This is a genomic window from Streptomyces spinoverrucosus (assembly GCF_006539505.1).
In the GTDB taxonomy this organism is placed as follows: Bacteria; Actinomycetota; Actinomycetes; order Streptomycetales; family Streptomycetaceae; genus Streptomyces; species Streptomyces spinoverrucosus.
Genome location: NZ_BJND01000032.1, coordinates 37,000 through 61,615 on the forward strand (window position 1 = coordinate 37,000; position 24,616 = coordinate 61,615).

General features: G+C 73.1%; 21 protein-coding genes. 13 read left to right on the forward strand and 8 right to left on the reverse strand.

Going from position 1 to position 24,616, the window contains the following annotated elements; all coding sequences use genetic code 11:
• Nucleotides 1–2: 2 nt before the first annotated feature.
• From hutI to hutU, 4 genes are all read right to left on the reverse strand, one after another.
• The gene (hutI, locus tag SSP24_RS22040; protein WP_141311405.1) at nt 3–1,190 is read right to left on the reverse strand and encodes an imidazolonepropionase; all 1,188 of its coding nucleotides are present in this window, start codon (nt 1,188–1,190) and stop codon (nt 3–5) included.
• A gap of 38 nt (nt 1,191–1,228) precedes the next feature.
• Nucleotides 1,229–2,569 carry a formimidoylglutamate deiminase gene (locus tag SSP24_RS22045; protein WP_141311406.1) on the reverse strand — a complete coding sequence of 447 codons (1,341 nt, stop codon included), beginning with the start codon at nt 2,567–2,569 and terminating at the stop codon, nt 1,229–1,231.
• Nucleotides 2,560–3,762: an allantoate amidohydrolase gene (locus SSP24_RS22050; protein ID WP_141311490.1), complete on the reverse strand. Its 1,203-nt coding sequence runs from the start codon at nt 3,760–3,762 to the stop codon at nt 2,560–2,562. Before SSP24_RS22050 ends, SSP24_RS22045 begins: the two co-directional genes overlap by 10 nt.
• 107 nt (nt 3,763–3,869) lie before the next feature.
• On the reverse strand, nt 3,870–5,534 hold the full coding sequence (gene hutU, locus SSP24_RS22055) for a urocanate hydratase (RefSeq protein ID WP_141311407.1): 1,665 nt from the start codon (nt 5,532–5,534) through the stop codon (nt 3,870–3,872).
• A 155-nt stretch (nt 5,535–5,689) separates the two neighbouring features.
• Between hutU and SSP24_RS22060 the strand changes: the two genes are divergently transcribed.
• From SSP24_RS22060 to SSP24_RS22080, 5 genes are all read left to right on the forward strand, one after another.
• A complete protein-coding gene (locus tag SSP24_RS22060; protein WP_141311408.1) occupies nt 5,690–7,090 on the forward strand; it encodes a type III PLP-dependent enzyme domain-containing protein in 1,401 nt (466 codons plus the stop codon).
• A gap of 147 nt (nt 7,091–7,237) precedes the next feature.
• Nucleotides 7,238–7,633 carry a hypothetical protein gene (locus SSP24_RS22065; RefSeq protein WP_141311409.1) on the forward strand — a complete coding sequence of 132 codons (396 nt, stop codon included), beginning with the start codon at nt 7,238–7,240 and terminating at the stop codon, nt 7,631–7,633.
• The gene (locus tag SSP24_RS22070) at nt 7,630–8,502 is read left to right on the forward strand and encodes a transcriptional regulator (protein ID WP_141311410.1); all 873 of its coding nucleotides are present in this window, start codon (nt 7,630–7,632) and stop codon (nt 8,500–8,502) included. The genes SSP24_RS22065 and SSP24_RS22070 overlap by 4 nt, the downstream gene beginning before the upstream one ends.
• A gap of 289 nt (nt 8,503–8,791) precedes the next feature.
• Nucleotides 8,792–9,277: a roadblock/LC7 domain-containing protein gene (locus tag SSP24_RS22075; RefSeq protein ID WP_141311411.1), complete on the forward strand. Its 486-nt coding sequence runs from the start codon at nt 8,792–8,794 to the stop codon at nt 9,275–9,277.
• Nucleotides 9,278–9,293: 16 nt separating this feature from the next.
• Nucleotides 9,294–9,668 carry a roadblock/LC7 domain-containing protein gene (locus SSP24_RS22080; RefSeq protein WP_141311412.1) on the forward strand — a complete coding sequence of 125 codons (375 nt, stop codon included), beginning with the start codon at nt 9,294–9,296 and terminating at the stop codon, nt 9,666–9,668.
• Nucleotides 9,669–9,678: 10 nt separating this feature from the next.
• On the opposite strand, the gene SSP24_RS22085 is transcribed toward SSP24_RS22080, so the two are convergent.
• From SSP24_RS22085 to SSP24_RS22095, 3 genes are all read right to left on the reverse strand, one after another.
• Nucleotides 9,679–10,278 (reverse strand): hypothetical protein, encoded by a 600-nt coding sequence (locus SSP24_RS22085; RefSeq protein WP_141311413.1) that lies wholly within the window; start codon nt 10,276–10,278, stop codon nt 9,679–9,681.
• Nucleotides 10,279–10,391: 113 nt separating this feature from the next.
• Nucleotides 10,392–11,252 (reverse strand): MurR/RpiR family transcriptional regulator, encoded by an 861-nt coding sequence (locus tag SSP24_RS22090; protein ID WP_141311414.1) that lies wholly within the window; start codon nt 11,250–11,252, stop codon nt 10,392–10,394.
• On the reverse strand, nt 11,249–12,757 hold the full coding sequence (locus SSP24_RS22095) for an aromatic amino acid ammonia-lyase (RefSeq protein WP_141311415.1): 1,509 nt from the start codon (nt 12,755–12,757) through the stop codon (nt 11,249–11,251). The genes SSP24_RS22090 and SSP24_RS22095 overlap by 4 nt, the downstream gene beginning before the upstream one ends.
• Before the next feature lie 142 nt (nt 12,758–12,899).
• Here SSP24_RS22095 and SSP24_RS22100 point away from each other — a divergent pair, with 142 nt between their 5' ends.
• The 8 genes from SSP24_RS22100 (at nt 12,900) to SSP24_RS22135 (ending at nt 23,878) form a co-directional block, all read left to right on the forward strand.
• Entirely contained in the window at nt 12,900–13,934 is a 1,035-nt protein-coding gene (locus SSP24_RS22100; protein ID WP_141311416.1) for an ABC transporter ATP-binding protein, read from the forward strand.
• Entirely contained in the window at nt 13,931–14,572 is a 642-nt protein-coding gene (locus SSP24_RS22105; RefSeq protein WP_141311417.1) for an ABC transporter permease, read from the forward strand. The genes SSP24_RS22100 and SSP24_RS22105 overlap by 4 nt, the downstream gene beginning before the upstream one ends.
• A 1-nt stretch (nt 14,573) precedes the next feature.
• Entirely contained in the window at nt 14,574–15,272 is a 699-nt protein-coding gene (locus SSP24_RS22110) for an ABC transporter permease (RefSeq protein WP_141311418.1), read from the forward strand.
• Between the two features lie 11 nt (nt 15,273–15,283).
• A complete protein-coding gene (locus SSP24_RS22115; RefSeq protein ID WP_141311419.1) occupies nt 15,284–16,222 on the forward strand; it encodes an ABC transporter substrate-binding protein in 939 nt (312 codons plus the stop codon).
• Between the two features lie 74 nt (nt 16,223–16,296).
• The gene (locus SSP24_RS22120) at nt 16,297–16,722 is read left to right on the forward strand and encodes a hypothetical protein (protein ID WP_167529659.1); all 426 of its coding nucleotides are present in this window, start codon (nt 16,297–16,299) and stop codon (nt 16,720–16,722) included.
• Between the two features lie 102 nt (nt 16,723–16,824).
• Nucleotides 16,825–20,061 (forward strand): FtsX-like permease family protein, encoded by a 3,237-nt coding sequence (locus SSP24_RS22125; RefSeq protein ID WP_141311421.1) that lies wholly within the window; start codon nt 16,825–16,827, stop codon nt 20,059–20,061.
• Nucleotides 20,058–22,817: an ABC transporter permease gene (locus tag SSP24_RS22130; protein WP_141311422.1), complete on the forward strand. Its 2,760-nt coding sequence runs from the start codon at nt 20,058–20,060 to the stop codon at nt 22,815–22,817. Before SSP24_RS22125 ends, SSP24_RS22130 begins: the two co-directional genes overlap by 4 nt.
• A gap of 74 nt (nt 22,818–22,891) precedes the next feature.
• The gene (locus SSP24_RS22135) at nt 22,892–23,878 is read left to right on the forward strand and encodes an ABC transporter ATP-binding protein (RefSeq protein ID WP_141311423.1); all 987 of its coding nucleotides are present in this window, start codon (nt 22,892–22,894) and stop codon (nt 23,876–23,878) included.
• A 2-nt stretch (nt 23,879–23,880) separates the two neighbouring features.
• Here SSP24_RS22135 and SSP24_RS22140 read toward each other — a convergent pair whose 3' ends face one another.
• A complete protein-coding gene (locus SSP24_RS22140) occupies nt 23,881–24,573 on the reverse strand; it encodes an ABC transporter ATP-binding protein (RefSeq protein WP_141311424.1) in 693 nt (230 codons plus the stop codon).
• Nucleotides 24,574–24,616 lie beyond the last annotated feature (43 nt).

Below are 24,616 nucleotides of genomic sequence, written 5' to 3' on the forward strand. Positions count from 1 at the left end.
GGTCAGCTGACTCGCAGGCCGCGCCGCCACACCTCGGTCACCAGCGGCACGCCCGGCCGGTAGGCGAGATGGACGTGGCTGGGGGCGTCCAGGAGGGCCAGGTCGGCGTAGGCGCCTGGGCTGAGGCGGCCGATGTCGTCGCGGCGCAGGGCGCGGGCGCCGCCCGCCGTGGCGGACCAGAGGGCCTCGTCGGGGGTCATGCCCATGTCCCGTACGGCGAGGGCGATGCAGAACGGGACGGACGACGTGAAGGACGAGCCCGGGTTGCAGTCCGTCGACAGGGCCACGGTGACGCCCGCGTCGAGGAGGCGACGGGCGTCCGGCCACTCGGCGCGGGTGGAGAACTCGGCGCCGGGGAGGAGGGTGGCGACGGTGGCGCTGTTGGCGAGCGCGTCGACGTCGTCGTCCGTGAGGTGGGTGCAGTGGTCGGCGGAGGCGGCGTCGAGTTCGACGGCGAGCTGTACTCCGGGGCCGTACGTCAGCTGGTTGGCGTGGATGCGCGGGTGCAGGCCCTTCGCCTTGCCCGCGGTGAGGATCGCGCGCGCCTGGTCGCCGTCGAAGGCGCCCTTCTCGCAGAAGACGTCGATCCAACGGGCGTACGGCGCACAGGCGTCGAGCATCTCGCCGGTGACCAGGGCGACGTACGCCGCCGGATCCTCCGCATAGTCGGGGGAGACGATGTGGGCGCCGAGGTAGGTGACCTCGTCGGTGTGGGCGGCGGCGATGCGCAGGGCCCGGGCCTCGTCCTCGACGGTGAGGCCGTAGCCGGACTTGGTCTCGAAGGTCGTGGTGCCCTGGCGGAGGGCTTCGGCGAGGTAACGGGTGAGGTTGGCTTCGAGCTGGGCGTCCGTCGCGGCGCGGGTGGCGGCGACGGTGGTCCGGATGCCGCCCGCGCTGTAGGCCCGGCCGGACATCCGGGCGTTGAACTCCTCGGTGCGGTCGCCCGCGAAGACGAGGTGGGAGTGCGAGTCCACGAAGCCCGGGATCACCGCGCGGCCGCCGGCGTCGACCCGATTGTCAGTGGCGGGTGCTTTGCTTGATTCACCGGTCCACGCGACGCGGTGGCCGTCGATGACGACGGCCGCGTCCCGGATCAGGCCCAGGGGAGATCCGTCACCGAGGGAGGGGTCGTTGGTGACCAGTGTGGCGATGTTGGTGATGACGGTGGTCGTGCCGGTGGTGCTGCTCATGGTGTCCTCGTGGCTGGGGGCCGGTCTGGGGGGAGTCGTCAGGCGCGCAGGGCGTCGACGGCTTGCGCGAGTGCCTGCGGCACATCGGGTACGAGGGTGTGCGCCCCGTCGCGTACGACATGCCGCCCGCCGACGACCGTATGGCGGACGTCCGCTGCAGTCGCGGCGAATACGGCCGTCTCGGCGCCCAGCCGGGGCAGCGCCCCCGCTGTTCTGACCGAGTCGAGCGCGATCGTCGTGAAGTCGGCGAGCGCGCCGGGCTCCAGGCTGCCCGCGTCCGCCCAGCCGAGCGCGGCGTGCCCGTCCGCCGTGGCGGCCCGCAGCAGGGCGGCGGCCGTCCAGTGGCCGCGGGTGCGGCTGCGCAGCCGCTCGTTCAGCTCCATCGCGCGCGCCTCTTCGAGCAGGTCGATGACGGCGTGGCTGTCGGAGCCGAGGGAGAGGGGCGAGCCTTCGTTCTGGAGGGCTACGGCGGGTCCGATGCCGTCGGCGAGGTCCCGCTCGGTCGTCGGGCACATGCAGGTGCCGGTTCCGCTGCCGCCGATGAGGGAGATGTCCTCGGCGGTGAGGTGGGTGTTGTGGACGCCGGTGGTGCGCGGTCCGAGCACGCCGTGCAGGGCGAGGAGCTGCGTCGGGGTGCAGCCGTGGACGTCCCGGCAGGCGTCGTTCTCGGCGATCTGCTCCGACAGGTGCACATGCAGCGGGGCCCGCCGCTCCTCGGCCCACTGCGCCACGGTCGCCAACTGGTCGGCGGGCACAGCCCGTACGGAGTGGATCGCCGCCCCGATCCGTGCGTGATCCCGTTCCTTGAGAACTGAACAGCGTTCGGCCCATGCCTCGGCCGTCCGGTCGGAGAACCGGAGCTGGTGGGTGTTGGGCGGCTGTCCGAAGCCGGCGGAGAGATAGCAGGTGTCGAGGAGGGTGATGCGGATCCCGGCGTCGGCGGCCGCCGCGATGAGGGCCTCGCCCATGGCGTTGGGGTCGGCGTAGGGGGTGCCGCCGGGGGCGTGGTGGACGTAGTGGAACTCGCCGACGGCGGTGATGCCGGCGAGGGCCATCTCGGCGTAGGCCGCCCTGGCCAGCGCGTGGTAGGTGTCCGGGGTGAGCCGGTCGGCGGTGGCGTACATGATCTCGCGCCAGGTCCAGAAGGTGCCGGAGCCGACCTGCACGGTGCCGCGCAGGGCCCGGTGGAAGGCGTGGCTGTGGGCGTTGGCGAGGCCGGGGAGGGTGAGGCCGCGGAGGATCTCGGCGCCCGGGGGCGGGGTGTCCGCATCCTGGTGAACGGCGGTGATCCGGCCGTCCTTGGTGTCGACGGCGACTCCCGGCTCGACGTGGGTGCCGAGCCAGGCGTGCTCCAGCCAGTACGTCCGTGTCACGCGCAGGCCAGCCCTTCCAGTACGTCGGCGAGTGCGCTCACTCCGGCCACGCAGTCGTCCTCGGCCGCGAACTCGGCCGGGGAGTGCGAGACACCGGTGGGGTTGCGCACGAACAGCATGGCGGTCGGGACGGTCCCGGAGAGGATCCCGGCGTCGTGTCCGGCGCCGGTGCCCAGGACGGGGACCTTGAGGTCGGTGTCCTTGCCCAGGATGCGGGCCAGTTCGTCACGCAGGGCGTGGTCGAACTCGACGACCGGCGTGAACGACTCCCGTACGACGTCGAGGTCGACGCCGTGCGCGTCGGCGTACTCGCGGGCCGCCTGCTGGATCCCAGTGACGACGGTGTCGAGGGTCTGCTGGTCGGCGGCACGGGAGTCGAGCCAGCCGCGCACCAGGGAGGGGATGGCGTTGACGCCGTTGGGCTCGACGGCGATCTTGCCGAAGGTGGCGACGGCGTCGGCGAGCCGGGCCTCGCGGCGGGCGGCGAGGACCGTCTCGGCGTACGACAGCATGGGGTCGCGCCGGTCGGCGAGCCGGGTGGTGCCGGCGTGGTTGGCCTCGCCGCGGAAGTCGAACCGCCACCGCCCGTGCGGCCAGATGGCACTGGCGATGCCCACCCGGTCGCCGGACAGGTCGAGGGCGCGGCCCTGTTCGACGTGCAGCTCGACGAAGGCGCCGATACGGGCGAGCCGCTCGGGGTCGGGCCCGATGGCGTCGGGGTCGTACCCGGCGGCGGCCATGGCCTGCGGCAGCGTGATCCCGTCGCCGTCGGTCAGCCGGTGCGCCTGATCGACGGTGAGCTGCCCGGCGGCGAGCCGGGAGCCGACGCAGGCGAGCCCGAAGCGGGCGCCCTCCTCGTCGCCGAAGTTGACGATGCCGAGGGGCTTGGCGAAGCGCGCGTCGCGGCCGCGCAGTTCGTCGAGCGCGGCGAAGGACGACACGACCCCGAGGGGCCCGTCGAAGGCCCCGCCGTCGGGCACGGAGTCCAGGTGCGACCCCGTGACGACGGCGTCGCCCTGGGCGGGGTCGCCGAGCCAGGCCCACTGGTTGCCGTTGCGGTCGACCTCGTAGGCGAGCCCGCGTGCCTCGGCCTGCGCCCGGAACCAGTCCCGGCACTCGCCGTCGGCACCGGTCCAGGCGTAGCGGCGGTAGCCGCCGGAGGCGGAGCTGCGGCCGATCGGCAGCAGCTCGCGCCACATCTCGTGGAAGGAAACGCCACCCGGGCCCGGCCCCGGCAAGGACAGGCCGCCCGCTGGCGAAGCCGCAACCCCCACCGGACGGTTGCCGTGCCCGTCGTCGTGCAGGGTCACGCTTCCTCACCCTCACGCATCGGCACCCGCACGCCCCGCTCCGACGCCACCGACTCCGCGATGTCGTAGCCCGCGTCCACGTGCCGGATGACGCCCATCCCGGGGTCGTTGGTCAGCACCCGCCGGATCTTCTCCCCGGCCAGCGCCGTGCCGTCGGCCACCGTCACCTGGCCGGCGTGGATGGACCGCCCCATGCCGACGCCGCCGCCGTGGTGGATGGACACCCAGGAGGCGCCCGAGGCCACGTTCACCATGGCGTTCAGCAGCGGCCAGTCGGCGATCGCGTCGGAGCCGTCGAGCATGGCCTCGGTCTCCCGGTAGGGGGAGGCCACGGAGCCGCAGTCGAGGTGGTCGCGCCCGATGACGATCGGCGCGGCCAGCTCGCCGCTCGCGACCATGTCGTTGAAGCGCTCACCGGCCTTGTCCCGCTCGCCGTATCCGAGCCAGCAGATCCGGGCGGGCAGCCCCTGGAAGTGCACCCGCTCCCCGGCCATGCGGATCCAGCGGGCGAGGGACTCGTTCTCGGGGAACAGGTCGAGGACGGCCTTGTCCGTCCTGGCGATGTCGGCGGGGTCGCCGGACAGGGCCGCCCAGCGGAAGGGGCCCTTGCCCTCGCAGAACAGGGGGCGGATGTAGGCGGGGACGAAGCCGGGGAAGGCGAACGCCCGGTCGTATCCGGCGAGTTGTGCCTCGCCGCGGATGGAGTTGCCGTAGTCGAAGACCTCGGCGCCGGCCTCCATGAAGCCCACCATCGCCTCGACATGCCGGGCCATCGACTCACGGGCCCGTGTGGTGAAGCCCGCCGGGTCCTTCGCGGCGTACGACGCCATCTCGTCGAAGTCGACGCCGAGCGGCAGGTACGCCAGCGGGTCGTGCGCCGACGTCTGGTCGGTGACGATGTCGATGGGGGCGCCCATGGCCAGCAGCTGCGGCACCAGCTCAGCCGCGTTGCCCAGCACGCCGATGGACAGCGGGCGGCGCGCGTCCCGCGCCTCGACGGCCAGCTGGAGGGCGTGGTCGAGGGAGTCGGCCCGCACGTCCAGGTAGCGGTGCTCGATACGGCGGTCGATGGCGCGCGGGTCGCAGTCGATGCAGATCGCCACGCCATCGTTCATGGTCACGGCGAGCGGCTGGGCGCCGCCCATCCCGCCGAGCCCGGCCGTCAGGGTGATCGTCCCGGCCAGCGAACCGCCGAACTTCATCGCGGCGACGGCGGCGAAGGTCTCGTAGGTGCCCTGGAGGATGCCCTGGGTGCCGATGTAGATCCAGGAACCGGCGGTCATCTGCCCGTACATGGTCAGGCCGAGGGCCTCCAGGCGGCGGAACTCCTCCCAGTTGGCCCAGTCGCCGACGAGGTTGGAGTTGGCGATGAGCACCCGCGGCGCCCACTCGTGGGTCTGCATCACGCCGACCGGGCGGCCGGACTGGACGAGCATCGTCTCGTCCTGCTTCAGCCCCTTCAGCGTCCGCACCATCGCGTCGAAGGACCGCCAGTCCCGCGCCGCCTTGCCCGTGCCGCCGTAGACGACGAGCTTGTCGGGGTGCTCGGCGACCTCGGGGTCGAGGTTGTTCTGCAGCATCCGCAGGGCAGCCTCCTGCTGCCAGCCCAGGGCGCTCGGCTGCGTACCGCGCGGCGCTCGTACGGGGCGGGGTCCTGACATGGTCTGCCTCCTGGTGACTGCTCGCTCGGAGCTCCCTGCGGAATGTTGCTGCGGTTATTCACATCCTGGCGAGATGAATAGAGCTAGTCAATAGGGGGGTGCCCCGACATGACCCCGGCGGGAGTGTTTGGCTGGATGTATGGAGTCAGGCATCGATGTCAGGCATCGACAGGACGGGGGACGACGTGCACGACGTTCATGAAGGCCGGGCGGGCGGCGACGAGCGGTCGGTGCGGCGCGACGAGGCGGTGCGGGCCGCCGTGGAGCAGGGGCTGCTGGGGCCGGACGTTCCCATCGTCGGCCTGCTCGACGTCACCGGCATCCGGGGGTCGGCGGCGGAGCTGCGGGCGGCGTTCGACGCGGTGGTGGCACCCGGCACGCCCGTGCTGCACGCCTTCGCGGTGAAGGCGACCCCGCTGGTCCCGGTGCTGCGGCTGCTGCGCGACGAGGGCATCGGCGCCGAAGTGGCGAGCCCGGGTGAGCTGGCGCTGGCCCAGGCAGCCGGGGTGGCGCCGGAGCGGACAGTGCTGGACTCGCCCGCGAAGACACCGGCCGAGCTGCGGGAGGCGCTGGCACTGGGGATCGCCGTCAACGCGGACAACCCGCAGGAGCTGGCCCGCATCGACGGCCTCATGCGGTCGGCGCCGAGCCGCTCCCCCATCGGGATCCGGGTGAATCCGCAGGTCGGCGGCGGCTCCATCGAGGCGCTGTCCACGGCCACGGAGACCTCGAAGTTCGGGGTGGCGCTGCGGGACGAGGGGGCGCGCGAGTGGGTGGTACGGGCGTACGCCGAGCGCCCCTGGCTGACCCGGCTGCACGCGCACACCGGGTCGCAGGGCATCCCGCTGTCCCGGATGACCGAGGGCGTGGCGGCGACGTACGCGCTGGCGGAGGAGATCAACCGGCGGATCGGGCGGCCGCAGGTCGACACGATCGACATCGGCGGCGGGCTGCCGGTGAACTTCGCGTCGGAGACGACGACACCGACGTACGCGCAGTACGCGCGGATGCTGAAGGAGGCGGTGCCGGGGCTGTTCGACGGGCGCTACGGGCTGGTGACCGAGTTCGGGCGGTCGCTGCTGGCCAAGCACGGGACGGTGGTGGCGCGGGTGGAGTACGCCAAGAGCGCGGGCGGGCGGCCGGTGGCCGTGACGCACGCGGGCGTGCAGGTGGCGACGCGGACGGTGTACGCGCCGGGGTCGTGGCCGCTGCGGATCACCGCGTACGACGGCAAGGGGCGGCCCAAGGAGGGGCCGGCGGTGGTGCAGGACGTGGCGGGACCGGCGTGCTTCGCGGGCGATCTGCTGGCCGAGGGGCGCGAACTGCCGCTGCTGGAGCAGGGCGACTACGCGGCGGCGCTGGACACGGGCGCGTACTACTTCGCCCACCACTACGCCTACAACTCCCTCGCCCGGCCCGGAATCTACGGCTTCGCCCCGGACGGCGCGGGTGGCGTGACCTTCGCGACCGTACGGACCGCGCAGACGATCGACGAGATCGTGGCCGAGTCGGGCGGGGCGCACGCGGGCACGCTCACCGCACTCCCCGAGGGGTGATCAACTCCCTTGTAATGAGCGTCAGTTGACCCACCCTAGTCACTCGACGCATGTTCCACTGGAAAATGCCAGAAGGCTCACCTCTCGCACACACGTTGCGTAGTCTCTGGGTCACTCAGCCGAACCCAGGCAGGAGGGGAGTCCGGGGTGCCCGGAATCGACGAGTGCTTACTGGAGGCCATGCGGCTGCCCGGAGCGCGGGGAGCCGCACTGGTCGACTGGACGAGCGGACTGGCCCTGGGCACCGTCGGCGAACCACCGGGCGGCGACCACGAGGCGGCGGCCGCCGAGGCCGCGGAACTGGCCCGGCTGGCCGCCGAGCAGCGGGCGTTCGCACCGGGGGACGCCGAGGCGGAGGACGCCGATCCGCCGGTCGAGGATCTGATCCTCAGCAACCGGGACAGCTATCACGTCCTGCGGTTCGTGCGGACCTCGTTCGACAGCAGCGTCTTCCTGCACCTGTGGCTGGCCCGGGCAGACGGCAACCTCGCACTGGCCCGGATCCGGCTGGGCGAGATGGCCGGACGGCTGGTGCTGGGATGACCGTGGTCGGCACCACCCCGCCGCCCCGACTGCCGGTACGGGACAAGGCGGCCCGGCACCGGACCGGCGGCGTCTCCCCGATGCTGACCCGCCTCGCCGCCGAGCGCGCCACCGGCGTCCTGGTCCGCGCGAGCGGCACCCTGTACCTCGCCGAGGGTCGGGTGGTGCACGCCGAGAGCCCCCTCGCCCCCGGCCTCGGCGTGCTCCTCACGGCGCACGGCACCCTCGACGCCCGGGCCTGGCAGGACGCCGTCGACCGGGCCGACGAGCCGGGCACCGCCGACCGCCTGCTCGTCGACGGGGGCCGACTCGCGCCGGGCGCCCTGGAGTTGTGTCACCTCAGCGCGCTGTACGACGCCGCGTACTTCGCGCTCGCGCCCAGCAGCACCCCGGGCCGCTTCCGGTACGGCGCCACGCACTGGCTCGGTTCCGTGCATCCGGTCCCGGTCGGCGCCGTCGAGCACGAGACGCTCCGCCGACGGGCCCTGCTGCACCGCATCTGGCCGGACCCGGCGACCGACAGCGCACCCCTGGAACGCCTCGACACCGCCGCCGCCCCGGCGGTCGCGCCCCGGCAGAGCGCGGTGCTGGCCCGCGTGGACGGCCTGCGCACGGCGACCGACATCGCCCGCGACCTGGGCAGACCGGCCTTCCACACCCTGGTGGCCATACGCCGCCTGGCGGCCGCGGGCCTGGTGGCTCCCCGCACGGCACATCCGGGCACGGACGGCTCCGGGCCCGAGCACCCGGACCCGGGCCACGGCGCCCCCGCGACTCCGGCCCGCCTCACGCCCGTCGGCCCCCGCACCGCCCAACACCCCGACATCGCGCTGCTGAAGAGGGTCAGGGATGCGCTGGAGGCCCTTTGACCGGCAGCAACCGCGGCAGCCCGCACCGCGACAGCCGACGCCACCGAAACCGACGCCGCCACCACCCGCACGACAACAGCCCCCGTCACCGAAACCCGCGCCGCCACCACCCGCACCACGACAGCCCACGTCACCGAAACCCACGCCACCACCCGCACCACGACAAGCGACGCCACCCAACCCCACGCCGCCCCCACCGGCACCACGACAACCAACGCCACCCCACCCCCCGCCGCCCCCACCCAAGCCCCGACACCCGCCTCGACCGCCCGCCGAGAGGAGAGCCCTGATGGCGGTGGAATCCCCGATCCTCGACGAACTCCACCGGCTGAGAGCCCGCGTCCCCCAGCTGACCGGCGCCCTCGCCGCCGGTGTGGACGGTCTGGTGATCGCCCACGACACCCCCGGCGTCGAGCCGGAGGGCCTCGCCGCGCTCACCGCCGCCGCGCTCGGCGTCGCGGTACGGGTCACGGACGCGACCGGCCGGGGCGACCTGCGCGAACTGCTGGTCCGCGGCGCCCGCGGCTATGTGGCGACGTACGCCGCGGGCCGCACCGCCGTACTCACACTGCTCGCCGAGGACCGCGTCAACGTCGGCCGACTGCACCTGGAGGGCCGCCGCACCGGCGCCCGCATCGGCGAGCTGGTCGACAACCTGCCCCCGGTCCCGCCCGGCATCCCCGCGAAGCCCGCGACGGCCCCCACCACCCGCCAGAAACCCGTCCGCCGAACCCCCCGCACCGCCACGAACACACCCACCACCACGGAACGTTGAGAGGAACCCGACCACCATGGCCAACACCGAGACCGCCCTCAAAGAAGCCCTCGCCTCCATCGAAGGCGCCACCGGAGTCGCCCTCGTCGACTACACCAGCGGTATGGCCCTGGGCACGATGGGCGGCAGCAAGAGCTTCGACCTCAACGTCGCCGCCGCCGGCAACACCGACGTGGTCCGCGCCAAGATGCGCACGATGGAGCACCTCGGGCTCAAGGGCCGGATCGAGGACATCCTGATCACACTGTCGGACCAGTACCACCTGATCCGCCTGCTCAGCGGCCGCAGCGGCAACGGGCTGTTCCTCTATCTCGTCCTGGACGCCAAGCGCGCCAACCTCGCGATGGCCCGGCATCAGCTGCGCCGAATCGAGGAGGAGCTCGAAGTCTGACAGCCCGGGCTCAGACCAGCGCGTCGGTGCGGCGACGGGAACCGCCCGGCGCCGCGTCGCCCGCCGCGATGCCGGTACTGCGGAAGGCCTTCACGGCCTTGCCGACGGGACGGCCCCCGCCCCCGCTCAGGCCACCGCTCAGCCAGTCGACGCGCACCCACAGCAGCGCCTCGTCGGTCCGCTCTCGCCGCCCGAGCCACGCCGCCTTCAGCCACAGCCCCGCACCGCACCCGGCGAGCAGCATGCCGCCCGCGGCGGGGGCGGCGAAGGAGCTGCCCAGCGCGGCGAGGAAGGCGAGCAGCAGCCACCAGCGATGCCCGCGCCGCCAGTTGCGTACGGTCACGGCGCGGTCCTGGAGCACGTCCTGCTTGGCGGCGCGGGCGGCGCCGCGGGCGAGGGCGGCGTACCGCTTGCGGCGCGCGTACGCCACGAGGGCCGCCGCCAGGATGAACAGCACGGCCCCGGCCATGACGCCGATCCGGCGTCCCGTCAGTCCCGGCACCAGCACGCCGATGCCGGCCGCGACCACGCCCAGCCACCACAGTGGTGCGGCCCCGGCCCGTACGACGCAGGCCACCCGAGCCAGCCCCTGTCCTCCGCGCGCCCCCACGTTCAGCCTCCCGTCTCACGTTTCCTGCATGCACCTGAGGGTTTCTTAGGTCTTAGAACACCCACGCTAGCGAGGCAAGGTGAGACGAGTCTGAGAAGGCACCGGCCGTCCGCTCACTCCACGAACAGCCCCCGCGCCGCCGCCCGCGCGTCGAACTCCTCGAGCCGCGCCTGGGCGTCCGGCAGGTCGTCGCACATCGCCTCCAGCAGCACCCGCCCCAGCAGCATCGGCGCGCACGCCGTGTCGAAGGCGAGCCCGGTGCCGACGGCGGCGGGCAGCAGCAGGTCGGACACCTTGGCGACCGGCGCGAAGGCCGAGTCGGCGACGGTCACCACCGTCAGCCCGGCCTCCTTCGCGTAGGCCAGGGTGTCGACGACCTCGCGGGGATGCCGGGGCAGCGCGAAGCACAGCAGCGCCGAGGCGCCCGCCCGTACGGCGCCGTCGATCCGGTCGTGGATCATCGTGCCGCCCTCGTTGAGCAGCCGTACGTCCGGATGGACCTTGGCGGCGAAGTAGGCGAAGCCGTACGCCTGGGAGGCGGCGGCCCGCAGGCCCAGTACCGGCAGCGGGCGGGAGGCGGCCAGCTGCCGCCCGGCCTCCTGCACGGGCCGTGGGTCGGCGAGCAGTTCGGCGAGGTGCTTCAGGTTCTCGATCTCGGCCTCGACGGCCTGCTGGTACTCGTTGTACGAGGCCGCGTCCGCCGGCTGCTCGACGGGCGCGACCTCGCGCAGGTGCCTGCGCAGGGCGGGGTAGCCGTCGAAGCCGAGGGCGACCGCGAAGCGGGTGACGGACGGCTGGCTGACCCCGGCCAGTTCGGCCAGCTCGACGCTGGACAGGAACGGCACGTCGGCGGCCCGCCGCACCATGCTGTGCGCGATGCGCCGCTGGGTCGGTGTGAGCCGGTGCCCCTCGAAGAGCGCCTGCAGCCGCGCCGCAGGGCTGTCCGGCACACCCGTGTTGGTGTCCGCGCTCATGACGTGCTCCCCCTCCAGATGTCCGTGAACCGGTCGAGCAGCTCGGCCGCCACCGTGACGTCGTGCGTGAGCGGCCGGTCGGCCGGGTCCGCGTCCAGCACCGACTCGGCCAGCTCCAGCGCCCGGCCCGCCGGCAGGTCCGGTTCGGGGCGGAGGTCGCGCTGGCGCAACGCCCGTACGGCGGCGACGAGTTCGCAGCCGACGACGAGACGGTACGCGCCGCACGCGCGCAGTGTCTGACGTGCGGCGAGCGAGGCGAAGCTGGCCTGTTCCTCGACGCCTCGGGAGAGTACAGCGTGGCCGAGCGACGCGGGGGCGGAGAAGGCCCGCAGATCGCCGAGGGCGGCGCCGGCGGCGTACTCCAGGATCATCACCCCGGAGGAGGCGGGCTCGTGGTCGGCGAGGAAGGGGCGCAGGCGGGTGAAGGCGGGCTCGTTCAGCGTCGACAGCCGGGACGTCGACAGCCTGGCCACCTGCGTTATGGCGAGCCTGAAGTGGTCCAGGGCGAGGGCGAGCTGGGCCTGGTAGAAGCCGCCGTGGTGGTAGGCGGCCATGTCCTCGGGGGAGATCAGCGGGTTCTCGGCGGCCGCGTTGATCTCGACGGTGAGGACGTCGTCCAGGGCGTCGGCGGCGTCGTGCGCGGGGCCGTGGATCTGGGGCAGGCAGCGGAAGCCGTACGGGTCCTGGATCCGGCCGAGCGGCGGGTGCGGCCGGTCGGCGGCGCCGATCAGCTGCCGCATCCGGCGGGCGACGTCGGCCGTGCCCCGGTGCGGGCGGGCGGCGTGCACGGGGGCGGCGTACGCCTCGTGCGAGCCGTCGACGGCCAGCAGGGACAGCGCGGCGACGACCTGGGTGGCGGCGAGCAGCCCGCGCAGTTCGTGCAGGGCTAGCGCGGACTGGCCGAGGGTGAGGGCGTTGCTGCTGATCAGGGCCAGCGCGTCGTTGTTGTCCAGCGGCTGCGCCTCGGGGGCGCCCGCTCCCCGCCACGGATGCTCCCCGGCCAGCGCCAGCCCGACCTGCGCCAGCGCGGCTATGTCGCCGGTGCCGACCGACCCGAACTCGTTCACCACCGGGTACGCCCCGGCCTCCAGCGCCTCGCACAGCGCGGTGACGACGGACGGCCTGAGTCCGGCGCCGCCCGCGAGCAGCTGGTTGGCGCGGACGGCGAGCATCGCCCGCACCTGCCGGGCGGGCAGTTCCTCGCCGATGGCACCGGCGTGACTGCGCAGCAGCCGCAGCCCGTGCGCGGCGGCGTCCTCGGTGGGCACGGGCTCGTTCCGGTTGGCGCCGACGCCGGTGGAGCGGCCGTACACGCGTCCGGTCGCGGCGATCATGCGGGCGGCGTCCCAGGACTCCTCGGCGCGCTTCATCGCCTCGGTCCCCGGCACCGGCCGTGCGTGGCCGTCGGCCAGCCGGACGACGTCCGCGACGCCCATTCCGCGCCCGTCCAGGACCACCAGGGCCGTCGCGGCACCCTCCGGGGTGTCCACGATCCGAGACGACATCACGCGCGAACCCTCCTCAATCCGGACACTGGATCTTGCCCACCGGTCATCCGTAACCGCGGATTAACGCCAGAGCATTGACAACCTATTCAGACACCAAGAACTCTGCATGACGTTATACAGGCCGGGCAAGGGACATCTCATGATCCAGTTCGACGCGGTCCACAAGCGCTTCCCCAACGGCACCACAGCAGTCCACGACCTCACCCTCCGCATGCCGGAAGGCGGCGTGACCGTCCTCGTCGGATCCTCCGGTTGCGGCAAGACGACCACCCTGAGAATGATCAACCGGATGGTCGAACCGACCTCCGGCACCATCCGCGTCGGCGGCAAGGATGTCCAGCAACAGGACGCCGCCGAACTGCGCCGCTCCATCGGCTACGTCATCCAGCAGTCGGGCCTCTTCCCGCACCGCACGGTGCTGGACAACATCGCCACCGTGCCCCTGCTGCTCGGCTGGGGCCGCCGCAAGGCCCGTACGAAGGCGGCCGAACTCCTCGAAACCGTCGGCCTGCCCGCCGAGACCGGCCGCCGCTATCCGCACCAGCTCTCCGGCGGCCAGCAGCAGCGCGTCGGCGTGGCCCGCGCGCTGGCCGCCGATCCGCCCGTGCTGTTGATGGACGAGCCGTTCGGCGCGGTCGACCCGGTGGTCCGCACCCAGCTCCAGGACGAACTGCTCAGGCTCCAGAAGGAGTTGAGCAAGACCATCGTCTTCGTCACGCACGACATCGACGAGGCCGTCCGGCTCGGCGACCGTATCGCCGTCTTCCGCACGGGCGGTCACCTCGTCCAGTGCGCCCCGCCCGACGAACTCCTCGCCCGCCCCGCCGACGACTTCGTGGCGGACTTCCTCGGCGCCGAGCGCGGTCTGAAGCTGCTCTCCCTGCGGACCCTCGCGGACGTCCCGCAGGGCCCGGCACCGGCGGGCGGCACCTGGACCCTCGTACTCGACGAGGCACGCAGGCCACTGCACTGGGCTGCCGACGACACCCGGATCCCCGTACGACCGCTTAAGGACACCGACTCCCTGCTGTCCGCGCTCAACGAGTCGGTCGCCTCCCCCACCGGCCTCGTCGCCCGCGTCGACGCGGACGGCGTCCTCACCGGCGTCTCGTCCCGCGACGACATCCACGAGCACGCCGGACAGGCCCACACCGAGGCGCGGGTCGCCGCATGACCATCGACTGGTCGTGGATGGGCGACCACACCGACGACCTCACCACCCTGACGATCTCCCACCTCCAGGCCGCGCTCACCGCCGTCCTCCTCGGCGTACTGATCTCGCTGCCCCTCGCGGTGATCGCCCACCGGATCCGCCCCCTGCGCGGCTTCCTGCTCGGCCTCTCGAACGTCCTGTTCACGATCCCCTCGATCGCGATCTTCGTCCTCCTGCTCCCCGTCTCCGGCCTCACCCGCACCACCACCGTCATCGGCCTGACGATCTACACCCTGGTCGTCCTGCTCCGGAACACGGTCGAGGGCCTGGACTCGGTCCCGACGAAGACCAAGGAGGCGGCCCAGGCGATGGGCACACGCCCGCTGCGCACCCTGCTCACGGTCGAGTTCCCGCTGGCCCTGCCCGTGATCATGGCGGGTGTCCGGATCGCCACCGTCATGTCCATCTCCCTGGTCTCGGTCGCGACCTACATCGGCGACGGCGGCCTCGGCCAGCTCTTCACCGACGGCTTCCAGCGCAACTTCCCGACCCCGGTGATCGCCGGAGTGGTCCTCACCCTTCTGTTGGCGGTGGTCGCGGACGCGCTACTGGTCGCCGTTCAGTACGTCCTGACCCCGTGGCGGAGGCGGCGAGCCTGACATGTTCGAACTCTTCAAGAACCTCGGCGAATGGCTGGTCAGCGGCGAGCAGTGGACCGGCCCGGACGGCATCGCGCACCGCCTGGCCGAACACCTCCAGTACTCCCTCCTCGCCACGCTCATCGCGGCGGCGATCGGCCTCCCCCTCGGCCTGCTGATCGGCCACACCGGCAAGGGCGCCTTCCTCGCGATCAACCTGGCGTCCTTCGGCCGCGCCCTGCCCACCGTCGGCCTGGTCGTACTGGTCTTCCTGGCCAGCGGCCTGTCCATGACCCCGGTCTACGTCGCCCTGGTCGCCCTCGCGGTCCCGGCGATCGTCACCAACACGTACGCGGGGATGACGGCCGTCGACCCGGACGTGAAGGACGCGGCGCGCGGGCAGGGGATGCGCGGACACCAGGTCCTGTTCCGCGTGGAACTCCCCCTCGCCCTCCCCCTGATCATGACCGGCCTGCGTCTCGCGCTCATCCAGGTCGTGGCCACGGCCACCATCGCCGCGTACGTCTCGTTCGGCGGCCTGGGCCGCTACGTCTTCGACGGCCTCGCCCAGCGCGACCTCGTACAGGTGCTCGGCGGCGCGGTGCTGGTCGCCCTGGTCGCCGTAGCCCTGGACCTGGCCCTGTCCGGCCTCCAGCGCCTCCTTTTCCTCCCCCACTCTCGGCTTCGCTCGAGCGGGGGGACCCCCACCCGCACTGCCTAGGGACCCATTCGATGAACCGACGCACCCTCCTCGGCGGCCTCTTCGCAGCGGCCTCCGTCCCCGCCCTCGCCGCCTGCTCCAGCGGCATCACCTCCCTGGAGAACCAGGGCACGACCACCGGTGGCGGCGGCTCCAGCAAGGGCGGCCTCACCATCGGCACCGCCAACTTCACCGAGAACCAGGTGCTCGGGTACCTGTACGCCGCCGTGCTCCAGGAGGCCGGTGTGAAGGTGACCGTCCGCCCCAACCTCGGCACCCGCGAGATCCTCATCCCCGCCCTCAAGGGCGGCGACATCGACCTGCTCCCCGAGTACCAGGGCGCCCTCCTGCACTACATCGACCCCAAGGCGACGGCCACGGAGGAGGGCGAGATGCAGAACGCCCTCACCATGGCCCTGCCCGCCGGCCTCCAGGTGCTGCCGTACGGCAAGGCGGAGGACTCGGACGCCTTCGCGGTGACGCGGGAGACGGCCGAGAAGTACGGCCTGATGTCGTTGGCCGACCTGAGGAAGCAGAACGGCAAGCTGGTCATCGGCGCAGCGCCGGAGGTGAAGAAGCGCCAGGTCGGGGTCGTCGGACTCAAGGACGTCTACGGCGTGGAGTTCAAGGAGTTCAAGTCGCTCGACTCCTCCGGCCCGCTGGTCAAGGGCGCCCTGAAGAAGGGCGACGTCGACGTGGCCAACCTCTTCACCACCGACACCGACATCCAGGAGAACGGCTGGGTGGTCCTGACCGACCCCAAGAACCTCATCCCCGGCCAGCACGTCGTCCCCCTCATCGCCGACCGCAAGGCCGACTCGACGGTCCGCAAGGCGCTCGCCGAGCTCGGCAACGTCCTCACCACGGCCGACCTGACCGAGCTGAACCGCCAGGTCGACAAGGACAAGAAGGACCCGGAGGACGTGGCGAACGCCTACGCCGAGCGCAAGGGCCTGACGGCCACCGGCTGACCCCGCCGCCGACACGGGGGCTAACCCCAGTGCGGCAGGCGCCCCCGCTCCCTACCGTGAATCCCATGAGCGGAATGGACGCGCGGGACTCCGAGCTGAAGAAGGAACTCAACGCCACCCTGCAGGCGCGCAGGGAACTGGGCGAGGAGTACGAGTCCGCGTTGGTCGACTCGTTCCTGGAGAAGGTCGACCAGCGCATCGACGGGGCCGTGGAGCGGCGGCTGCGGCGGCAGTTGGCCGAGCAGCAGATGGTGGTGGCGCGGGACTCGCGGTCGTCGAAGCCGACGGACTCCTGGGGCGAGCGTTTCGGCTTCGGCATCGTCTCGCTGGTCCTGGCGGTGCCGCTCTCCGCGATCGGCGGCGGCCTGGCGGACCTGCCCGGCCTGTTGGTCGCCTGGGCCGGCATCGTAGGCGTCAACGCCTTCCAGGCGGCCCGGGTCAACCCCGCACTGTTCGGCAGGCGCCGCAAGTCGAATCAGGACAGCGACTGGGAGGACTGACCGTCCGAACTCGTCCAGGATCACGCTGCCGCAGTCAGTCCTACTATGCTCTCCGGACTGAATACTGGGGGGCTGGTGGCAGAACGGGCTGCAACAGTGGGCATGTTGCGGTTCATAGTGCTGCGGGCCCGGGGGTATCGCGCGCTCCTCGCCGCCGCGCTGCTGACTGTTCTGCTGACCACGGCCGTACTGGCCGCGCTCACCGCGTACGCGGGCGCGACGGGCGATGCGGCGCTGCGGCGGTCGCTTGCCGAGCAGCGCACCGCTGCCGAGGCCGCGCTGGTGGTCAAGGCGGACGTGCCGGCCGGCGAACGGCAGGCGGCCGACGACGCCGTGCGGGCGGGGGCCCGCGCCACATTCGCCGGGCTGCCCGTGCGGGTAAGCAGCCTGCTGCGGTCCGGCCCTTACGCCCTGCCGCTCGCCCTGCGGCCGGCCTCCGAGCGGAACGGGAACCCGGACCTCACGCACTTCGCCGCCCTCGATCGCACGCAGGTGCGGACCGTTGCGGGGCGGCTGCCGCGTACGGCGGGGGCCGCCGGGTACACCGAGGCCGCGCTGCCGCAGAGCGCGGCCCAGCGGCTCGGGCTGGCGCCCGGCGCCCGGCTGACCGTCACCGACCGTCTGGGCGGCCCGGCGGTGCGTGTGCTCATCACCGGCGTGTACCGGCCGGTCGATGTCGGCGCACCCTACTGGCAGTTGGACGACCTGGGTGGCCGCGGGGTGAAGGCGTCCGGCTTCACGACGTACGGTCCACTGCTCACCACTCCGGACGTGCTGGCGTCGGGCCGGGTGAGCGTCGGCGCGTCGGGCTGGCTGGCGTCGGCCGACTACTCCTCGCTGACCACGGAGCGGATCCGCGCGCTGCGCGAGGCTGCCCGCACGGAGAGTGCGCAGCTGCGCGAGCGGCCCGCGCTCAGCGGTACGACCGTCGCGGCCACTTCGTTGCCCGAGGTCCTGGACCGTATCGAACGCTCTCTGCTCGTCACCCGCTCCACCGTGCTGATCGTCGCTGTTCAGCTCGCTCTGCTCGCGGCCTGCGCCCTGTTGCTCGTTTCGCGGCTGCTCAGTTCGGAACGCGCGGCCGAGACGCGGTTGCTGCGGGCGCGCGGCGCCACCCGGGCGCGGCTGGCGGGTCTGGCCGCGCTGGAGGCCCTGCTGATTTCCGCGCCTGCGGTAGTGGGCGCGCCGCTGTTGTCGGGGCCGCTGACGCGGCTGCTGACCGGGCAGGGTGCCCTGGGCCGGACAGGGGTGCGCGTCGACGTGCCGGCCGGCGGTCGGATCGAGGTGTGGCTGGTCGCCGCGGGCGTGGCTGTGCTGTGTGCGCTGGCGGTGGCCGTCCCGGCGCTGCGGGCGTCCTTCGCGGACACCGTCAAGGTGCGGGCGGGCGCGCTGCCCGCACCGCTGCGCGCCGGGGCGGATCTCGGGCTGCTCGCCGTGGCGGGCGTCGCTTTCTGGCAGCTCGGCAGCCAGCGCTCCGGCGCCGTCACCGCCGACCGCGAGGGCGTTCTCGGTGTCGACCCGCTGCTGGTGGTGGCGCCCGCTCTCGTACTGCTCGCCGGAACGGTCCTTGTACTGCGGCTGCTGCCCTTGGTGGCACGTGTCGCCGAGCGTCATCTGGTGGCGGGGCGCGGGCTGACCGCGGCCATGGTCGGTTGGCAGTTCAGTCGCCGCCCGATGCGCGGCGCGGGCCCGGTGCTGCTCCTGGTCATCTCCGTGGCGTTGGGTGTGCTGGCGATCGGGCAGAGCGCGTCCTGGCACCGTTCCCAGGACGACCAGGCCGATTTCCGGGCGGGAGCCGCGGTGCGCGTCCTCGGCGCCGGGAGCGGCGACCTGGGCCGCACAGACGTCTACGCGGACCTTCCGCACATCGACGCGGTCGCCCCCGCTGTCCGTACCACCGTGTCGCTCTCCGGCGGCCGCACCGCGACCGTTGTGGCCCTGAACACGGCGGACGCGGTCGGGACGGTGCTGATGCGGCGTGACCTGACGGATCGTCCGCTGCTCGCCGGGCTCGCGCCACGCGGAGAACCCGCGGGCATCGAGGTGCCCGCGGGCACGGTCCGGCTCACGCTGACCGCTGCCCTGCACAGCACGACACCCGCAGAAGGCGCGGACGTCACGCTCACTGTGCGGGACGGTCACGGAACCACTTACGAGATACCGTCCGGCCGCCTTGCCGCCGACGGCCGCCCGCACCCGCTGACCCCGGATCTCGGCGACGCCCGGGGCCCGTTGGCTCTCACCGGGCTGGAACTGCGTACGACGCAACCGACCGGCCGCGCCCAGCAGCAGCGCCTGGTCCTCGGCACGCTCACGGCCGGGGCGGCCGACGGCAGCGTCCGGCAGCTGACGTTGCCGACGACGTGGGCGACGGCGGCCGAGGCCGACTCGGCCGCCCTCTCCCCCGACGGCAGCACCGAGCCGACCCGCCCCCGGATCACGTCGACGACGCCCGTCACCATGACGTACAGCACCGGCTACCAGCCACGAGACAGCACGTTGCCGGCCTCCCCGCTGGTGGTCCGGCTGGATGTCGCACAGCCTGCGGCACCCGAGATCGTCGCAGTCGCCACCGACCGGTTCCTGACCGCATCGGGCGCCCGCGCAGGGCAGCGTGTGGACGTGGCGTTCGACGGCCGGACCGTGCCCGTACGCATCGTCCGCACCGCGCGCGGCCTGCCCACCACGGAAGCCACCGCGCAGGACGGTGGGGCCCTCCTGGTCGATCTGCGGTCCGTCAACCGGGTGCTCCAGGCCCGCTACGGCACCAGCCTGCACCCCACCGAGTGGTGGCTGCGCACGTCCGCGCCCGGCGCCGCCGCGGCAGCCGTGCGGGCCCTGCCCGATGTCGATCCCGCGCAGGTGATGGTGCGCGACGAGCTGGCGGCGCAGCTCAGGGACGACCCGTTCGGAGCGGCCCCCGAGGCCGCGCTGATCGCGGCGGCCGGGGTGACGGTGCTCTTTGCCTCGCTCGGCTTCGCGGTGAGCGCGGCAGGGGCGATACGGGCACGGGACAGCGAGTTCGCCGCGCTGCGCGCCCTGGGCGCACCGCGCCGCCGGCTGGCCCGGCTGATCGCCGTCGAGCACGGCGTGCTGCTGGCCCTGGCGCTGCAGGTCGGCACTGCCCTGGGCGCTGTGCTGACCCACGCGCTGGTCCCCCTCGTCGTCCTGACCGGGCAGGCCACCCGCCCGCTCCCGCCGGTGCTGGTCGAACTCCCGCTTCCCCGTCTGGCCGCCCTGCTGGCGGCCCTCGCCGCGGGCCCCTTCCTGGTGACCGCGGCCCTGGCACTGCGGCGGGCGAAGCCGGTCGTGACGCTCAGGGACGAGGTGGACGAGTGACTGCGCAGCCGGTGTCCGCGGTGCCGCCGCACGGACGGGCCGAGTCGTTCCCGGCCGGGTTGCGGACCCGGCTGCGGGCCTTTCCCGGTACGGCCGTCGCCCTCGCGCTGTTGGTGGCCGTGACGGCCCCTCTGGCCGCCGCATTCCCGCGTGCCGTCGACCGGTACGGGGACGCGGGACTGCGCCGGGCGGTCGAGCAGGCCGCTCCCGACCGGACGACCGTGCAGTTGCAGGCCCCGCCGCCCTGGACCGACACGGTGAGGGAGGCGGAGGCTGCCCTGCGCACCGGTCCGCTGGCCGCGGCGCAGGCCAAGGTTCTCGCCACTGCGAAGGCGCCGCTGGTTCCCGACCCCGCGCAGTCGTCGTACGGCGTGCGGACGGCCGTCGGCCTGGAGGCGGCCGACACCTGGCTTCCCCGGCCCAGCGGGATGCCCGCCCAACTGGTGCTCGCCGCCCAGCAGGACCTGGCCTCCCACGCCCGGCTCACCGCGGGCCGGCTGCCGCGCACCACGGGCGAGCCGGTTACCGCGGCGACCGCGGAGGTCGAGGCCGCCGTCACCACGGACACCGCCCGCACGCTGCGCATCCGAGTGGGCTCGGTGATCCACGTGCCCGGCTCGGCCCGCGCCCCGCTCAGCATCCGGGTCACCGGGATCGTCACCCCGCGCTCCCCCTCGGGCGCCTACTGGTCGACGCTGCCGGTGCTGCGCACCCCCGCGCTGAGCCGCCTGCCCGGCAGCGCGCCGACGGACGTCTACTGGCTCGGGGGCCTGCTCCTCGCCCCCGATGCCGGCCCCGTCCTCCTGGGCACCCCCGGCCGCCCCTACCGGTACTGGCAGGTGGCTCCCGACGTCGCCGCCCTGCGCGGGCACGGTCTCGACCGTCTGGCGTCCGCCGTCGCCGCCCTGGAGTCGGGCCCGGGACTGCAGCACCTGCGCACGGTCGTCGATCCGCGCCTGGAGTCCCAGACGGATCTCGACGACGTGCTCAGAGGACATGCCGGGCTACGGTCGGGGATCGAGCCGCTGCTGCTCATCGCCGCCGTCGGGACCGGCACCCTCGCCGTGATCGTCCTGGCCATGGCCGGCGGCCTGGCAGCCGACCGCCGACGCGCGGAGCTGACCCTGCTGCGTGCCCGGGGCGCCTCACTGCCCGGCCTCGCCGCCAGGCTGCTGGCGGAAACGGCGGTGGTGGCCGTGCCGGCCGGCGCCCTCGGGCTGACCGCCGCGCTGCTCGCCCTGCCCGGTGCCCGCGCCGCGCCCGCCGTCGTCGCCGCCCTCGCCGTCACCCTGCTCGCCTGCGTCGCGCTCCCGCTGCGCGCCCTGGTGGCGCACCGCACGGTACGGATGCACGACGGCCGGGAGGATCTCACCTCCGCCCGGCCTTCACGGCGCCGTACGGTGGCGGAACTCACCGTGCTGGTGATCGCGCTGGTGGCGGTCGCCGCACTGCGCCGGCAGGGCTCCCACAGCACCGGGCTGGTGGCCGCCGCTCCGGTTCTGACGGGCGTGGTCGCGGCTCTGCTGCTGGTGCGCCTCCACCCCCTGCCGCTGCGTGCGCTGGGCCATACGGTCGCCCGGATGCGCGGCGTGGTGATTCCGCTGTCGCTGGCCCGTGCGGCCCGCGCCTCCGGCTTCGCCGTGCTGCCGCTGCTCGCCCTGCTGAGCGCCCTGACCACGGCCGCGTTCGGCGGCTCGGTCCTGGCGGGCGTCACGGCGGCCCGCGACCAGGCCGCGCTCCTCGCCGTCGGCGCCGACGGCCGCATCGAGACCGCCACCGGCGCGCTCCCCCAGGACCTGCCCGACCGCATCCGCCGACTGCCCGGCGTACGCGACACGACGGAGGCGAGCGTCACACGCGAGGCGAAGCCGCAACAGGGCAGTCAGTCGGTACCGCTGGCCGGTGTGGACCCCGGCGCCTATGCGCATCTGTCGCACCGCACGGGATTGGGTCCGTTCGACGCGGCGCTCCTTCGGCACGGGGACGCGGGCGGCCCCGCTGAGCCGCTGCCCGCGCTGGCCTCACCGCGCGTCGCCGAGGAGTACGGCACCGGCCCCTATTCCGTCCTGCTCGCGGACGGCACCGCCGTCACCGTCCGGATCGTCCTGGTCAGGGAGCGCACCCCGGCCGTGATCGGCGACGACTTCCTGGTCGTGGACCGTTCCGCACTCCCCCGCAGCGCGGCTCGTACGACGACCCTGCTGCTGACCGGTGACGCCCTGAACGGCCGGGCGCTGCGCACGGCGTCGGAAGGGACAGCGGCAACCGTCCGACTGCGCACCGAGGAACGCGCGCGGTACGTCGACTCACCGCTGCAGTCCGGTGCGGAACGCCTGTACGGTGCCGCGGTCGCCGCGGGCGCCGGATACGCCGTACTCGCCCTCCTGCTGACCGTGCTGCGCGCCGCGCCCGAACGCAGCGCCCTGCTCGCCCGGCTGCGCACGATGGGCATGAGCCGGGCGCAGGGTCGCCGGCTGCTGATCCTCGAAGCCCTTCCGCAAGCGTTCCTGGCCGCGGCGGGCGGCATGCTGACCGGCTGGGCCGCCATCCATCTGCTGTCGCCCGGCATCGACCTCACGACCATTGCCCTGGCCTCCCCGTCCGCCCTCGAAGGGGCCGAGCTGCGCAGCGACCCGCTCTCCCTGGCGATCCCGGCGCTCACCGTGCTGATGCTGGCCATCGGTGTGCCCGCCGGTCAGGCGTGGTGGACCAGTAGGCGTGGCTCGGTCCGCGAACTGAGGCTGGGTGACCACTAGCCGATGAGCAGCACCGCGAGACGCGTCCCCCTCCGGCACCGGCCCGTGTCCCTCCTTCCGCCCAGGAGCAGCCGATGACCAGCAATCCGACCTTCCACGAACTCGCCGACCGTGCCCTCGCCGCGCGCAACGCCGCCGCATACGGTCACGATGCCCTGATCACCTGCGACCGGCTGGTGCGGATCTTCTCCGCCGACGGCGTGGAGGTCCAGGCACTCCAAGGCCTCGATCTCCTGGTCCACGAGGGAGAACTCATGGCCCTGGTCGGCGCCTCCGGCAGCGGCAAATCCACCCTCATGAACATCCTGGCCGGACTCGACAAACCCACCGCCGGCGCGGCCCGCGTCGCCGGCCACGACCTGCTCACCATGTCCGCCAGGGAACGCCTCGCCTACCGTCGCGAAACCGTCGGCTTCGTCTGGCAGCAGACCTCCCGCAACCTCCTGCCCTACCTCACCGCCGCGCAGAACGTCGCCCTCCCCATGCAGCTCGCTCGCGGCCGAGGCCGGCGCCGCGCCCAGGCCGACCGCACCCTGGAACTCCTCGACCTGCTGAGCGTCGCAGAATGCCGCGACCGCCGTCCGCACCAGATGTCCGGCGGCCAGCAGCAGCGCGTCGCCCTCGCGGTCGCCCTCGCCAACAATCCCGCGGTCCTGCTCGCCGACGAGCCCACCGGCGAACTCGACTCCCACACCGCCGAACAGGTCTTCGCGGCCTTCCGCACCGCCAACGAAGCTCTGGGAACCACCATCGTGATCGTCACCCACGATCAGTCCGTCGCCGGTGAGGTCCGCCGCACGGTCGCCATCCGGGACGGCCGCACGTCCACGGAAGTCCTGCGCCACAGCGAAGTCGACTCCGCCACCGGCCGGGAAACCCTGGTCGCCCGCGAATACGCCATGCTCGACCGGGCCGGCCGCCTCCAACTCCCCGCCGAGTACACCCGAGCCCTGGACATGCGCGACCGCGTCGCCCTGGAACTGGAACCCGACCACATCGCCGTCCGCCCGGACAACACACAGACCGACCGTCACCGTCAGGACCTTGAAACGGACCAGTAGCTCTAGGGCTGGGTGATCTCGCCGTCCTTCAACTCCAGTACCCGATCAGCGAGGTCCAGAAGTGTCGGGTCGTGGGTGGCCACGAGAGCCGTGATCTGTTCGCTGCGGACGACCGCGCGCAGCAGTTCCATCACGGAGTGCCCGGTCTCCGCGTCCAACTGGCCGGTCGGCTCGTCGGCGATGAGTATCGAGGGGCTGTTGGCCAACGCGCGGGCAATGGCGACGCGCTGGCGCTGGCCGCCCGACAACTCGCCCGGGCGCTGCGCGGCATGGTCGGCGAGCCCCACCAGAGACAGCAGCAGTTCGACGCGCTCCCGCCGCTCGCGCGGGTCGGCCCTGCGCAACCGCAGCGGCACGCCCACGTTTTCGGCGGCCGTGAGGATGGGGATGAGCCCGAAGGACTGGAAGACGAAGCCGATACGCTCCCGGCGCAGCGCGAGGAGGGCGTCCTCGCCCTGATCCCGCAGGTCCAGTCCGTCGACGGTGACGCGTCCGCTGTCCGGCTCGTCCAGGCCGCCGACAATGTTGAGCAGGGTGGTCTTGCCCGAGCCCGAGCGTCCCTTCAGGGCGACGAGTTCGCCCCGAGGGACTTCAAAAGAAACGCCCCGCAGAGCGTGAACGGCGCCGGCGCCCCGGCCGTACGACTTGTGCACGTCCGCCACTTGCAGCATGGCTGCGGTCACCGCCTGGCCCATGGCACCCCTCGTATGCTCCCGTGATTCCCCGGCGGGCCAGTAT